Annotated in this window: 14 protein-coding genes; 5 read left to right on the forward strand and 9 right to left on the reverse strand. The window is 63.6% G+C overall.

All coding sequences use genetic code 11. From position 1 onward, the window contains the following. Positions 1–4: 4 nt before the first annotated feature. The 6 genes from RQP54_RS15810 to RQP54_RS15835 form a co-directional block, all read right to left on the reverse strand. Positions 5–934 (reverse strand): branched-chain amino acid ABC transporter permease, encoded by a 930-nt coding sequence (locus tag RQP54_RS15810; RefSeq protein WP_315679374.1) that lies wholly within the window; start codon positions 932–934, stop codon positions 5–7. 315 nt (positions 935–1,249) lie between these two features. Next, entirely contained in the window at positions 1,250–2,539 is a 1,290-nt protein-coding gene (locus tag RQP54_RS15815; protein WP_315679375.1) for a replication-associated recombination protein A, read from the reverse strand. Positions 2,540–2,541: 2 nt separating this feature from the next. Further along, on the reverse strand, positions 2,542–2,961 hold the full coding sequence (locus tag RQP54_RS15820) for a hypothetical protein (RefSeq protein WP_315679376.1): 420 nt from the start codon (positions 2,959–2,961) through the stop codon (positions 2,542–2,544). Positions 2,962–2,976: 15 nt separating this feature from the next. Next, a complete protein-coding gene (lolA, locus tag RQP54_RS15825; RefSeq protein ID WP_315679377.1) occupies positions 2,977–3,621 on the reverse strand; it encodes an outer membrane lipoprotein chaperone LolA in 645 nt (214 codons plus the stop codon). A 15-nt stretch (positions 3,622–3,636) separates the two neighbouring features. After that, positions 3,637–5,982 (reverse strand): DNA translocase FtsK, encoded by a 2,346-nt coding sequence (locus RQP54_RS15830; RefSeq protein WP_315679378.1) that lies wholly within the window; start codon positions 5,980–5,982, stop codon positions 3,637–3,639. A gap of 21 nt (positions 5,983–6,003) precedes the next feature. Next, a complete protein-coding gene (locus RQP54_RS15835) occupies positions 6,004–6,678 on the reverse strand; it encodes a Crp/Fnr family transcriptional regulator (RefSeq protein ID WP_315679379.1) in 675 nt (224 codons plus the stop codon). 168 nt (positions 6,679–6,846) lie between these two features. On the opposite strand from RQP54_RS15835, the gene trxB reads away from it, so the two are divergent. From trxB to rpmG, 3 genes are all read left to right on the forward strand, one after another. Continuing rightward, positions 6,847–7,797: a thioredoxin-disulfide reductase gene (gene trxB / locus RQP54_RS15840; RefSeq protein WP_315679380.1), complete on the forward strand. Its 951-nt coding sequence runs from the start codon at positions 6,847–6,849 to the stop codon at positions 7,795–7,797. Positions 7,798–8,011: 214 nt separating this feature from the next. After that, positions 8,012–8,245 carry a 50S ribosomal protein L28 gene (gene rpmB / locus RQP54_RS15845; RefSeq protein WP_012207163.1) on the forward strand — a complete coding sequence of 78 codons (234 nt, stop codon included), beginning with the start codon at positions 8,012–8,014 and terminating at the stop codon, positions 8,243–8,245. Between the two features lie 16 nt (positions 8,246–8,261). Continuing rightward, positions 8,262–8,432: a 50S ribosomal protein L33 gene (gene rpmG / locus RQP54_RS15850; protein ID WP_315679381.1), complete on the forward strand. Its 171-nt coding sequence runs from the start codon at positions 8,262–8,264 to the stop codon at positions 8,430–8,432. An 87-nt stretch (positions 8,433–8,519) separates the two neighbouring features. Here rpmG and RQP54_RS15855 read toward each other — a convergent pair whose 3' ends face one another. Then, positions 8,520–9,791, reverse strand: coding sequence for an RsmB/NOP family class I SAM-dependent RNA methyltransferase (locus tag RQP54_RS15855; RefSeq protein WP_315679382.1), 1,272 nt, complete (start codon positions 9,789–9,791; stop codon positions 8,520–8,522). 15 nt (positions 9,792–9,806) lie between these two features. Between RQP54_RS15855 and RQP54_RS15860 the strand changes: the two genes are divergently transcribed. Further along, on the forward strand, positions 9,807–10,055 hold the full coding sequence (locus RQP54_RS15860; RefSeq protein ID WP_315679383.1) for a DUF1653 domain-containing protein: 249 nt from the start codon (positions 9,807–9,809) through the stop codon (positions 10,053–10,055). Here RQP54_RS15860 and RQP54_RS15865 read toward each other — a convergent pair. Together RQP54_RS15865 and RQP54_RS15870 are read right to left on the reverse strand one after the other, a co-directional pair. Further along, on the reverse strand, positions 10,052–11,143 hold the full coding sequence (locus RQP54_RS15865) for an ATP-binding protein (RefSeq protein WP_315679384.1): 1,092 nt from the start codon (positions 11,141–11,143) through the stop codon (positions 10,052–10,054). The genes RQP54_RS15860 and RQP54_RS15865 overlap by 4 nt on opposite strands. Beyond that, on the reverse strand, positions 11,140–11,886 hold the full coding sequence (locus RQP54_RS15870) for a response regulator transcription factor (protein WP_315679385.1): 747 nt from the start codon (positions 11,884–11,886) through the stop codon (positions 11,140–11,142). Before RQP54_RS15870 ends, RQP54_RS15865 begins: the two co-directional genes overlap by 4 nt. Positions 11,887–12,105: 219 nt before the next feature. On the opposite strand from RQP54_RS15870, the gene xopAW reads away from it, so the two are divergent. After that, positions 12,106–12,942: a XopAW family type III secretion system calcium-binding effector gene (gene xopAW / locus RQP54_RS15875; protein WP_315679386.1), complete on the forward strand. Its 837-nt coding sequence runs from the start codon at positions 12,106–12,108 to the stop codon at positions 12,940–12,942. Positions 12,943–12,975 lie beyond the last annotated feature (33 nt).

Consider the following 12,975-nt stretch of genomic DNA (forward strand, 5'->3'; position numbering starts at 1 on the left):
GTCCTTATGCGCGATCCGCCACCCGCTCACCCAGCAATCCGGAAGGACGCAGCGTCAGCACCACGATCAGCACGATGAAAGCAAAAATGTCGGAGTAGTGGCTACCCAGCACTCCACCCGTGAGGGTGCCGATGTAACCGGCACCAATGGATTCGATCAGCCCCAGGGCCAGCGCACCCACCACGGCGCCAGCCAGATTGCCGATGCCACCGAACACGGCCGCGGTAAACGCCTTCAAGCCGGGCAGGAAGCCCATGGCGTGCTGCGCGGTGCCGTAGTTGGAGGCATACATCACGCCGGCAATGGCGGCCAGCACGGCACCGATGATGAAGGTGGCCGAAATCACCACGTCGGGCTTGACGCCCATGAGTGCCGCGACGCGGGGGTTTTCAGCGGTGGCACGCATGGCGCGACCGAGCTTGGTGAAGTTCACCAGCCACATCAGGATGGCCAGCGAGATGGCCGTCACGGCCAGGATCACCACCTGCGTAGGCGAAATCACGGCCTGACCGATGTGGAACGGCTCGGATGGCAGCAGCGTGGGATAGCTCTTGTAGTTGGGCTTCCAGATGATCATGGCCAGGGTCTGCAGCATCAGCGACATCCCCATGGCAGTAATCAGGGGGGCCAGCTTGGGACTGTTGCGCAGTGGGCGGTAAGCCACCTTCTCGATCGTGAAATTGAGTGCCGCAGCCACGATACAGGCGATGACCAGGGCGATCAGCAGGATGATGGCGCCAGGCGTACCAGGCATGGATTCCTGCATCAGGCCAATGATGGTCCAACTGGTCAGGGCCCCGACCATCATCACTTCACCGTGGGCAAAGTTGATCAGGTTGATGATGCCGTAGACCATGGTGTAGCCCAGCGCGATGAGCGCATACATGCTACCCAACACCAGACCGTTGATGATCTGCTGTATCAATATGTCCATAAACTTATCTCCGATGGGCGGCCAGCATCCCGTTCAGCGTCTGACTGAGGTGTGATGCGGCCTTGTGGGCTGTACCAATATAAAAATACTGCCGGAGTGCAGCCCGGTAAGGCTGATCCGGCAGATCGGTGGGGGCGATTGTAACGATGGGTTGGAGTCCACTCCCTAAATGCGGTCCTTGGGTTTACCCTAGGGTTGCGCCTTTATGAATTTATGGAACTCTACATTAGATCCACTTATACAAACGACGATGGTGCCACCGACAAAGCGACAGACAGGATCAAGCAATAAGAGTGCCTAGTCTTCGACGCCTGGTCAGGCGCCTGGATTGCGATTGCGCTGGGCCAGCTGCCGCAGCTTTTCGGCTATCTTGATTTCCAGCCCCCGCTCCACCGGACGGTAGAAAGAAGGGGCCTGCATTCCTTCGGGAAAGTAGTTCTCTCCGGCCGCAAATCCGTCCTGCTCGTCGTGCGCGTACCGGTAGCCCTTGCCATAGTCCAACTGCTTCATGAGCTTCGTCGGTGCATTGCGCAGGTGCATGGGCACCGGACGGGTGCCATCCTGTCGGATGAAGGCGCGTACCTCGTTGTACGCCTTGTAGACCGCGTTCGATTTCGGTGCGACCGACAGGTAGACCACACATTCGGCCAGCGCCAGCTCTCCCTCGGGCGAGCCCAGGCGCTCGTAAACCTCGGCACAGTCCAGCGCCAGACGCAGGGCCCGCGGGTCGGCCAGACCGATGTCTTCCGCCGCCATGCGCACCAGACGGCGCGCCAGGTAGCGTGGGTCGGCACCACCATCGAGCATGCGCACCAGCCAGTAGAGCGCGGCGTCGGGGTCGGAGCCACGCACGCTCTTGTGCAGCGCGGAAATGGTGTCGTAGAACTGGTCCCCGCCGCCGTCGAAACGGCGCATGCGTTCACCCATGACTTTCTGCAGCCAGGGAAGCGTCACCTGCTCCAGGTGTTCCTGCCGTGCCGCGACACCCAGCGTCTCCAGCGTGTTGAGCAGGCGGCGGGCGTCACCGTCAGCATAGGCCACGAGCTCGTCAACTGCTACTGAATCGATAGCTGGCAGCGCATTCTTTTCGCGGGTTCGAGCCACAATCTGCTTCAGATCGTCGGCACCCAGCGGTTGCAGCACATAGACCACCGAGCGCGACAGCAGCGCCGAGTTCACCTCGAACGAAGGGTTTTCCGTGGTGGCCCCGATGAAGGTGAACAGGCCACTTTCCACGTGGGGCAGGAAGGCGTCCTGCTGGCTCTTGTTGAAGCGGTGCACCTCGTCCACGAAGACGATGGTGCGGCGTTGCTCCAGCCCGTCGCGGGCCACCTGGGCCTGCTCCACCGCCTCGCGGATTTCCTTGACGCCACCGAGCACCGCGCTGATGGTGATGAACTGGGCATCGAAAGCGTCGGCCATGAGCCGGGCGATCGTGGTCTTGCCCACACCAGGCGGCCCCCACAGGATGCAGCTGTGGGGCTGACCGGACTCGAACGCCAGGCGCAGCGCCATGCCCTCGCCCAACACGTGCTGCTGGCCGATGACCTCGGACAGGGTACGCGGACGCAACAGCTCCGCCAGGGGTTGATGTGCGGCTGCCACGCCTACAAAGCCTTGAAAACGGCTTGCACCAGCAGCAGCGTTGCAATGCCAGCCGCCGCGCCCAAGGGCAAGGAAAGAACCACCAGCCAAGTCGCGCAAGCGCGCCCCTGCGCCAGCCCTTCCCCTTTTGGCGCCGACGGCAGAAACAACAGGGCCAGCGTCACGAAGGGCGCGAACATCACCGTGGCCACCACAGCCGCCAGTGCCCCTGCCACCTGGGCTCCGGCATCCCGCGCGCGCCAGAAGCTCAGCCACAGGATACGCAGCGCCAGAAGGCCGATCAGCGCCACCGCCACCGGGGTGCTGTAGCCCACGGCACCACCGGCCGTTTCGAACTGCAGGGTCCCCAGCGCCAGCCCCAGCAGCGCGCCAAGGCTCAGCAACAGGTGGGCGGCAAACGCACTTCGCTTCAGGAGATTCATGGTGCCACCTGGTGGTTATTGCCGCACCACATCAGCCCCGGCCGGTGGCTTGAATTGGAAGGTGGCGGCATCAAGAACCGGATTGGCTTGGTAAGCCGAAAAGCTCAGCACCGAACGCTGGCCGAAGCTGTCCAGGATGTCGAGCCGTGCCAGCTCACCAGCCTTGAAACCAACCCGCACCGACTGCAAGCCGCTGTCACGCGACTTCGGCATGGCGAGCACCCACTCCAGCCCCTCCTGGGCCGGGGCCTCGCTGAGCGTGAAGTCCGCCTGCAAGGCCGCGAGGTCGGCGGCCGAGGCAATCAGCGCCGCGGGCGTGCTGGCCAAGGCCGCCGCCTGCTTGCGCGCGGTCACCTGGTTCAGGTCCTGGTCATACAGCCACAGGGTCGTGCCATCGGCCACGATGGTCTGGGCGAAGGGCTTGCGGTAGTCGAAGCGGAAACGCAGCGGGCGGGCAAAGGCAAAGCTGCCGTTGGAAATGCGGCTGCGCGCCACCTGCCCTTCGCGCGCCGGCTGCGTCACCACCTGGGTGAACTCGGCCTTGCCCGACTTGGCCATGCGAACAAAGCTTTCCAGGTCATTCAGGCCTCCAGCCCGCACAGATACTGCGTAGGCAGCTATCAAAAACGCAGCAACTGCCAGCTTCTGGGTTAGGTTCATTGGATTCTCCGCAACCTATTCGGGACGAGCAGGCACCAGGATCTCGCGCTGGCCGGCACCACTCATGGCGCTGACCAGCCCGGCCTTTTCCATGTCTTCGACCAGCCGCGCGGCGCGGTTGTAGCCGATCTTGAGGTGGCGCTGCACCAGCGAGATGCTGGCCTTGCGGTGCTTCAGCACCACTTCCACCGCCTGGTCGTACATCGGGTCTTTCTCGCCGCCACCACCGTCCAGGCCGAGTCCACCGTCCTCGCCATCGACCGTGCCGCCTTCGAGCACGCCTTCGATGTAGTTGGGTTCGCCCCCCTGCTCCTTGAGGTAGCTCACCACACGGTGCACTTCCTCGTCGCTCACGAAGGCCCCATGCACGCGGATCGGCAAGCCCGTCCCGCTGGGCATGTAGAGCATGTCGCCCATGCCCAGCAGGGCTTCGGCGCCCATCTGGTCGAGGATGGTGCGGCTGTCGATCTTGCTGCTCACCTGGAAGGCGATGCGGGTGGGGATGTTGGCCTTGATCAGGCCGGTGATCACGTCCACACTGGGGCGCTGAGTGGCCAAAATGAGGTGGATGCCGGCCGCACGCGCCTTCTGCGCCAGACGGGCAATGAGCTCTTCGATCTTCTTGCCCACCACCATCATCAGGTCGGCCAGTTCGTCGATCACCACCACGATGTGCGGCAGCCGCTCCAGCGGCTCCGGCGACTCGGGGGTGAGGCTGAAGGGGTTGCTGATGAATTCGCCCCGGGCCTTGGCCTCGTCGATCTTGGTGTTGAAGCCCGCCAGGTTGCGCACCCCCATCTTGCTCATGAGCTTGTAGCGCTTTTCCATCTCGGCCACACACCAGTTCAGGCCGTGTGCGGCCTGGCGCATGTCAGTGACCACTGGGGCAAGCAGGTGCGGGATACCTTCGTAGACCGACATTTCCAGCATCTTGGGGTCGATCATCAAGAGGCGCACGTCGTGGGCCTCGGCCTTGTACAGCAGCGACAGGATCATGGCGTTGATACCCACCGACTTGCCCGAACCCGTGGTACCGGCCACCAGCACGTGCGGCATCTTGGCCAGATCGGCCACGATGGGATTGCCGACAATGTCCTTGCCCAGGCCCATGGTCAACATGGACTTCGCTTCGTTGTAGACCTGCGAGCCCAGAATTTCGGACAGGCGGATACTCTGGCGCTTGGCATTGGGCAGTTCCAAGGCCATGTAGTTCTTGCCCGGAATGGTTTCCACCACGCGGATCGACACCAGGCTCAGCGAGCGTGCCAGATCCTTGGCCAGACCGACAATCTGCGAGCCCTTCACGCCAGTGGCCGGCTCGATCTCGTACCGGGTAATCACTGGCCCTGGCTGGGCAGTGACGACACGCACGTCGACACCAAAGTCCTTGAGCTTCTTCTCGATCATGCGGCTGGTCATTTCCAGCGTTTCGGTATTGACCGTCTCCTGCCGCTGTGGTGCCGCGTCCAGCAGGTCCACCTGGGGCAACTTGCTGTCCGGCATTTCCATGAACAAGGGCTTCTGGCGCTCCTTGGCCACGCGCTCGCTGCGCGGCGGCTCCAAGGGGGCCGGCGGTTCGATCACGATCGGTACCGGCGGGTGCTCAACCTGCTCCACATGCTCTTCGATCAGCACCTCCTCGCGCTCGCGTGCGGCCTGCTGACCCAACTGCAGGTCCTGCTCCAGCTCGCGCTTTTCCCGGTAGTGATCCACCCATGCATCCAGCACGGCACCGATGCGCTCGGCGCTAGCCAGCCACGAAAAGCGGAATGCCCACGACAAGCCCACCACACCGAGGACGATAGACACCAGACCCGACAGCCCGAACCCCAGGTGCAGCATGCTCCACTGGCCCAACGCATAACCCAGCGCACCACCGCTGTGACCCGGCAACGCGGCCTCCCAGCGATACAGCCGGGTCCACTCGAGCGTCGTGCTCGCCACCATCAGGCACAGCACTCCGCTCCAGAACGCCACCCGCGGTTGCCAGCGTCGCCACCAAGGCAGCGCAGGCGCGTCCACTTCCTCCAGGTCTTCGCTGCGCAGCTTGTCCGCCAGTGCCCGCAACCAGGCGTGTCCACTCAGAGCGACAACCCACCAGACAGAGAACCCGGAGACGAAATAGCTCATGTCGGCCACCCAGGCACCCAGCCGCCCTGCACGGTTGTGCAAGGCATCCCCATTGCCCGAAGTGGACCAGGCCGGGTCGTTGACCGAATAGGTGAGCAGTGCCACCACCCACACCACGAGCAGGATGAAGGCCACCAGCAACATCAGCTCGCTGGAAAAGCGCGACGCCGCGGAAGGCGGCTGCACAGGTGCCGATGGCCTTGGATGCAGGGTATGGAGGGAGTAAGTCATGAAATCAGTACGGGAACCCGGTCATCGCGCCTTCTTGCGCCGCTCGAAGATACGGATGTGGCCGTTGGGCTGAATCTGCATGAAGCGCTGGTCTTCGAAATGCTTCATCACCCGGCTCACCATCTCGCGCGAGGCACCGACCATGCGCGCGATGTCCTGCTTGGTCAGCTTTTCCTGCACCAGGAATGCGCCATCACCGTCGGGAACAGCCATGTCGAGCAGCACATTGGCCACCCGGCCATAGACGCCCATGAGCGCCAGCGAACCGATCTTCTTGGTGGAGTTGCGCAGCCGCTGCACCAGGGCCACCATCACAGCCTGAGCCATCGCCGCATTGTGGGCAATGCAGCGCGAAAACGCGGCGCTGCTGAGCACGAGCACATCGCCCGGCATGTCCATGATGACCGTGGCACTGTGCGGCTCCTGGTCGATGATGCTCATCTCGCCCACGCAGTCACCGCTGCGCAGCGTGGCCAAGATGACCTGCCGCCCCTGCGAATCGGCCACCACCACGCGCGCCCGACCGTTCAGCATCACGTACAGCTCGCCAGAGGTTTCACCCTGTCGCAACATCACGGCGCCACGCACCAGCCGCCGCTTCTCCACCTGGCCCAACAGCGTGTTGGCCTGCTCCTCGGTCAACGTGGAGAACAGGGGAACACGACGTACCAGGTCAAGATTGCTCAGTTTTGTCATGGCGGCAGGACAGGTGGGGCAGGAACGGTTGGTGGAAGGGAGGCACTCACTACAATGACACAATTCGGGCACGCACCCACCCTTTCAGACACAGACGCATTGAAATCAGGGTACGGGCCCAAATGTACAACAGGCCTGTGCGCCCCATACCCTCACGAGTAAGTTCCCATGTCCACTACCAAACACGCCAAAGTCATGATCCTGGGCTCCGGCCCGGCGGGCTATACCGCAGCCGTCTACGCGGCCCGTGCCAACCTCAACCCCGTGCTCATCACCGGCATGGCCCAAGGCGGGCAACTCATGACCACCACCGAGGTCGACAACTGGCCGGCGGACGTGAACGGGGTGCAAGGCCCGGAACTGATGCAGCGTTTTCTGGAACATGCCGAGCGCTTCAACACCGAAATCGTGTTCGACCACATTGGTTCGGTCGACCTGTCCAAGCGCCCGTTCACCCTCAACGGTGACAGCGGCACCTACACCTGCGACTCCCTGATCATTGCCACCGGTGCGTCGGCCAAGTACCTGGGACTCCCTTCCGAGGAGGCGTTCATGGGCCGCGGCGTGTCCGGCTGCGCCACCTGCGACGGTTTCTTCTACCGCAATGAGGTCTGCTGCGTGGTCGGCGGCGGCAACACCGCCGTCGAAGAGGCGCTGTACCTGTCGAACATTGCCAGCAAGGTCTACCTGGTGCACCGCCGCGACAAGTTCAAGGCCGAACCGATCCTGGTGGACAAGCTCATGGCCAAGGTGGCCGAGGGCAAGATCGAACTCAAGACCTTCAAGACCCTGGACGAAGTGCTGGGTGACCAGAGCGGCGTGACCGGCATCCGCGTCAAGGACGTACGCAGCGGCGCGACCGAGGACATCACCCTCAAGGGCTGCTTCATCGCCATTGGCCACGCGCCCAATACAGAGATCTTCCAGGGACAGCTGCAGTTGGAAGGCGGCTACATCGTCACCCAGGGCGGGCTCAAGGGTTTTGCCACCCAGACCAGCGTGCCCGGCGTGTTCGCTGCGGGGGACGTGGCCGACCATGTCTACCGCCAAGCCATCACCAGCGCCGGCACCGGCTGCATGGCCGCGCTGGACGCGCAGCGCTTCCTGGAACAGGAATGAGCCGGTAGCGCCTCGAAAGCGCTCCCTGGCCAAGGTCTGCAAAGCCCGCTATAATGGCGGGCTTTGCTGCTTTGAGCTCGTGAGAGCCGTGGGCATCAATCGGGTTACCGCCACCCTTTTTTCTTGGCGAGGTGAGGCCAGAGCGAGACTGTGCAGGGCTGTTTTCAGTCGGTAGCAGTCGCCAGTAATGGCCGTTTTATATCGGAGTGTCCACATGGCACGCGTATGTGAAGTAACGGGCAAGAAGCCCATGGTCGGAAACAACGTTTCCCACGCCAACAACAAGACCAAGCGCCGGTTCCTGCCGAACCTGCAATACCGCCGTTTCTGGGTTGAGTCTGAAAACCGCTGGGTGCGCCTGCGTGTTTCCAGCGCCGCTCTGCGTTTGATCGACAAGAACGGTATCGACTCTGTGCTCGCCGATCTGCGCGCACGTGGCCAAGCTTAATTTGTAAGGAATCACCATGGCTACCAAAGGCGGACGCGAGAAGATCAAGCTGGAATCCACTGCCGGCACCGGTCACTTCTACACCACGACCAAGAACAAGAAGACCACTCCCGAGAAGATGCTGATCAAGAAATTTGATCCCAAAGCTCGCAAGCACGTGGACTACAAGGAAGTGAAACTGAAGTAATTCGGTTTTTCTCTTGCAACAAAAAGCCCGCCTGAAACGGCGGGCTTTTTGCATTCTGGGGACTCTCCAACGCCCCCAGCCCAAGGCCTATTTGCGCTGCCAGACCGCCGCAAAGAAGCCGTCGGTGCCGTGGCGGTGTGGCCACAGGCGCAGGTAGTGCTGGCCATCGTTTCCGCCTGCGCACAGGCTCGCGGCGTTCGCCACTTTCAGGCCACTGAGCACCTCACCCGCCGGCAGCAGGACAAAGTCGGAATTCGCGGCACTGAAGGCCTCGGCAATGGCTTCGTTTTCCTGCGGCAGCACGCTGCAGGTGGCATACACCAGACGACCACCGGACTTCACCATGCGCGCCGCACTCTGCAGGATCTTGCCCTGCAGCTCCGCCATCTCCTCCACCCCCTTGAGGGTCTGGCGCCACTTGAGGTCCGGATTGCGCCGCAAAGTGCCCATGCCCGTACACGGGGCGTCCACCAGCACGCGGTCGATCTTGCCCGCCAGGCGCTTGACGCGGTCATCGCGCTCGTGGGCAATGGCCGCCGGATGCACGTTGGACAGGCCGCTGCGGGCCAGACGGGGCTTGAGCGAATCCAGACGCCCGGCCGAGGTGTCGAACGCGTACAGGCGCCCGGTGTTGCGCATCATCGCGCCCAGTGCCAGGGTCTTGCCACCCGCACCGGCACAGAAGTCCACCACCATCTCCCCGCGCTTGGCATCGAGCAGCAGCGCCAGCAGCTGCGAGCCTTCGTCCTGCACTTCGACATCGCCCCGCGTGAACACGTCCAGCTTGTTCAGCGCCGGCTTGCCGTCGACGCGCAGCCCCCAGGGGGAAAACGGTGTAGGAATGGTCTTCACGCCGTCCTTGGCCAAGGCCTTTTGCACGTCGGCGCGCTTGGCCTTGAAATCATTCACGCGCAGGTCCAGCCCCGCCCCCTGGTTGAGGCTGTCAGCCAGGGCCCAGAATTCGTCCCCTACCTGGTCCTTGAGGGGCTGTACCAGCCACTCGGGCAGGTTGTGGCGGTGGCGTTCCATCAGGTCGGCCGGGTTGATCTGCTCGCACTGGTCGAGCCACTTCTTTTCCTGCTCGTTCAGGGCGCTGCGCAGGAAATCGCCGGAGCCATGGAAGCCCAGGATCGCCATGCGCCGCTCTTTCGAGCCGCTGCCGCTGGGTGCCATGTGGTCGAAGAGCTGCTTCTTGCGCAACACGGTGTACACCGTCTCGGCCAGGGTGGCACGCTCGCGCGGCCCCAGGTTGCGGTGCTCACGGAAATAGCGGGAGACAATGGCGTCTGCGGGGTGGTCCAGCTTCAGAACGAGGCCAACCAGTTCCGAACAGGCTTCTAATAGGGCTTTTGGATGCATAGCCCCGATTTTCCCATGCCCGACGAAACCCTTCCCCCGCTCATCGAAACGCCGCCCGGCCGCTACCGCCACTACAAGGGCATGGAGTACGAGGTGCTGGGCACCGTGCGCCACAGCGAAACCCTGGAGCCCATGACCCTGTACCGGGCACTGTACGGAGAGCATGGCCTGTGGGTGCGCCCCGCCGCCATGTTTGAGCAACAACTGGAAATCGGTGGTGTGCTGCAGCCGCGCTTTGTGCGTATCGACGCAGCGACACGCTAGGTCAGTCGAGGCACGGACACTTCCGCCCGCAAGCCACCACCAGGCCGGTTCGAGAGCTGCAGCTGACCACCGTGGCGCACTGCCACTTCGTGGGCAATCGACAGTCCCAATCCGACGCCACCCTGGTGGCGATTGCGCGATCCGTCCACGCGGTAGAAGGGCTCGATGACCCGAGACAGTTCTGACTCTTCCATCCCCATCCCGTCGTCATCGACGAGGATGCGAAGCTCCTCGCCCCTTACCAGGAGCGACACCCGAGCCCGGTGCCCATAGCGCACCGCGTTTTCGACCAGGTTGCCTACGCAGCGGCGCATGGCCCCGGATTGCAGCCGTGCGGTCTGACCATGGGCGAGCTCCCCCAGGCTGACGTCCAGCCCGGTCTCCTGCAGGTCATGCACGAGGGCCTCCACCAGGGCGCCCAGGTCTGCCCTGGCATAGGGTTCCGTGTCCGAGGCGCCCCGCAGATAGTCCAGTGTCGAGTGCACCATGGCCTCCATCTCGGCAATGTCACGTACGAAGCGCTCCCGAATTGCAGCATCGGCCAGGTACTCCGCCCGCAGTGCCAGGCGGGTCAGTGGCGTGCGCAGGTCGTGCGATACGGCCGCGAGGAAGCGGTCCCGTTGCGCCAGGTGCGCCAGCATGTGGCGCTGCAGTTGGTTGATCAGGCGCGTGGCCTCACGACACTCGGAGGTTCCCTCTTCGGGCAAGGGTCCCTGGTGCAGGTTCTGGCCCAGTGCCGCGGCCCCCTGAGCCAGCCGCTTCAAAGGCGACGCCAACCACCGCGCCCCGATCCAGGTGGCCAGCAGCAATGCAGCCACCCGCACTCCGATGTCCATCAACATGCCGGCTGGCGGCATCCCGCCCGGGGGAGGCCGGTGCGCTGGCGGCGGTCCCGCCCAGACGGTAGTCTGCACGGGCGGCGGTGGCGGGCGAAACGCCGGGAAAACCTCAAACAGCAAGGTCAGGGCCAGCACGTGGCTAACCACGGCGGTCGCACCCAGCAGCCAGGCCAGGCGAGCGAACAGGGTACTAGGTAGCCACCCCTCGAGCCACGCACCAAGCCGTTGCAGGGTGGGCGGGACAGTCATGCGCGTTGCGGCCAAGCCATGCGCCCATGTACCGCCTGGGCATTGAGCATGTACCCAGCCCCGCGGACAGTCTTGATCAGGGGCTCGCCCTGCGGCTCGTGGCCCAGCTTCTGCCGTAGCCGGGACACCAGCAGGTCGATGCTGCGCTCGAAGGCGTCCATGTTGCGCCCACGGGCCTGCTCCATCAACTGATCCCGTGTCAGCAGGCGCTTGGGCGCACGCAGGAACACCGAGAGCAGACGGAATTCGGCATTGGACAGTGCCACCACCACACCGGCCGGCGACACCAGCGAGCGGTCGTGCCGGTGCAGTTCCCAGCCGTCGAAATTCACCACATCGCTGTACTGCGGGTCGGACGATGCCACCCCGTACTGCCGCGTGCGACGCAGCACGGTCTGGATGCGCGCCACCAGTTCACGCGGTTCGAACGGCTTGCTCACATAGTCGTCGGCACCGCTTTCCAGCCCAACCACGCGGTCAAAGGTCTCGGCGCGGGCTGTCAGCATGATGACCGGGAGTGCCGACTGCAGCCGGATCTCGCGTGCCAGCGTCAGCCCGTCCTCGCCGGGCAGCATCAGGTCCATCACCACCAGTTCGACCGGATGGCGGGCCAGCTGCGCACGCATTTCCACCCCGTTGGCCGCCGTGTGGCATTGCAGCGAAAACCGCGACAGGTAGCCCGCCAGCAGTTCGGTGATGTCGCGGTCGTCATCGACCACCAGGATGTGGGACAGCTTCGTCATGGGCGCAATGTTCCTCGCGCCACTGTAGACCGCTTCAAGCCCCGCCTAAAGCACCAAAACCGGGAGGAATCCGGTGGTTTTGGATCGAACGGAGCAGGCTTTGTATCCACCTTGATACAAAGCGGACAAACCGGCGATACCGCCGCTTTCAACAATGGGCTGGTCGCCGACGGTGCACTGCATCGGGGTGACATCCAACCCCTTTTGAAAGGAAGCACCATGAGTTCGATCAGCAACATCTCCAGCGGCAATGCCTGGAGCGCCCAACGCGCCAGCATGCAGACCCGCATGTTTGCCAAAGTGGATACCGACAGCAGTGGTGGCGTAGACGCGTCCGAACTGCAGACCATGCTCGAAGACGTGAGCAAACACACCGGCGTGAGCTTCGGCAAGACGGCCCAGGAATTGCTCACGGCCATGGACAGCGATGGCAATGGATCCCTGAACAGCGACGAACTGGCGCAGGGCATGCAGTCGGTCATGCCTCCTCCGCCGTCCACCATGGACTTTGCCCAGAGCCGCAGCGGCGCAGGCGACAACGACGACCTGTTCTCCAGGGTCGACACCGATGGCGATGGCAGCGTGAGCAAGTCGGAGATGAGCGACTTCGTCTCCAAGATGGGCAAGAACTCCGATACCAGCGAGGACAAGTTCAGCCAACTCGACACCGACGGCAGCGGATCGCTGAGCCAATCCGAGTTCGAGGCGGGTCGCCCACAGCCGCCCCAGGGCGGTGGAGGCATGCAAGGGGCCGGTGGCCCCCAGGGGGCCGCTCCCATGGGGCCGCCACCCGGCGGAGCACAGAAAGCGGAAAGCAGCGCGTCGAGCAGCACCACCTACGACCCCCTGGATACCAACCAGGACGGCGTGGTGTCCGAAATGGAGCGGCTGGCCGGGGCTCTGAAAGACCTGGCGCAGACCGCCTCCGACAAATCCACCGCTTCCGGGGATGCGTCGCAGGCACTGATCGCCACGCTGGGCCAGAAGCTCTACGACCAGATCAGCACCAATTGGTTGACGGACAAAGGCGCCAGCAGCCTGAGCGCCACGGCCTGACGGGCGACCACAACGCCCACCTGCCAAGATTGG

The sequence above is a fragment of the Curvibacter sp. APW13 genome (assembly GCF_032337135.1).
Taxonomy (GTDB): domain Bacteria; phylum Pseudomonadota; class Gammaproteobacteria; order Burkholderiales; family Burkholderiaceae_C; genus Allorhodoferax.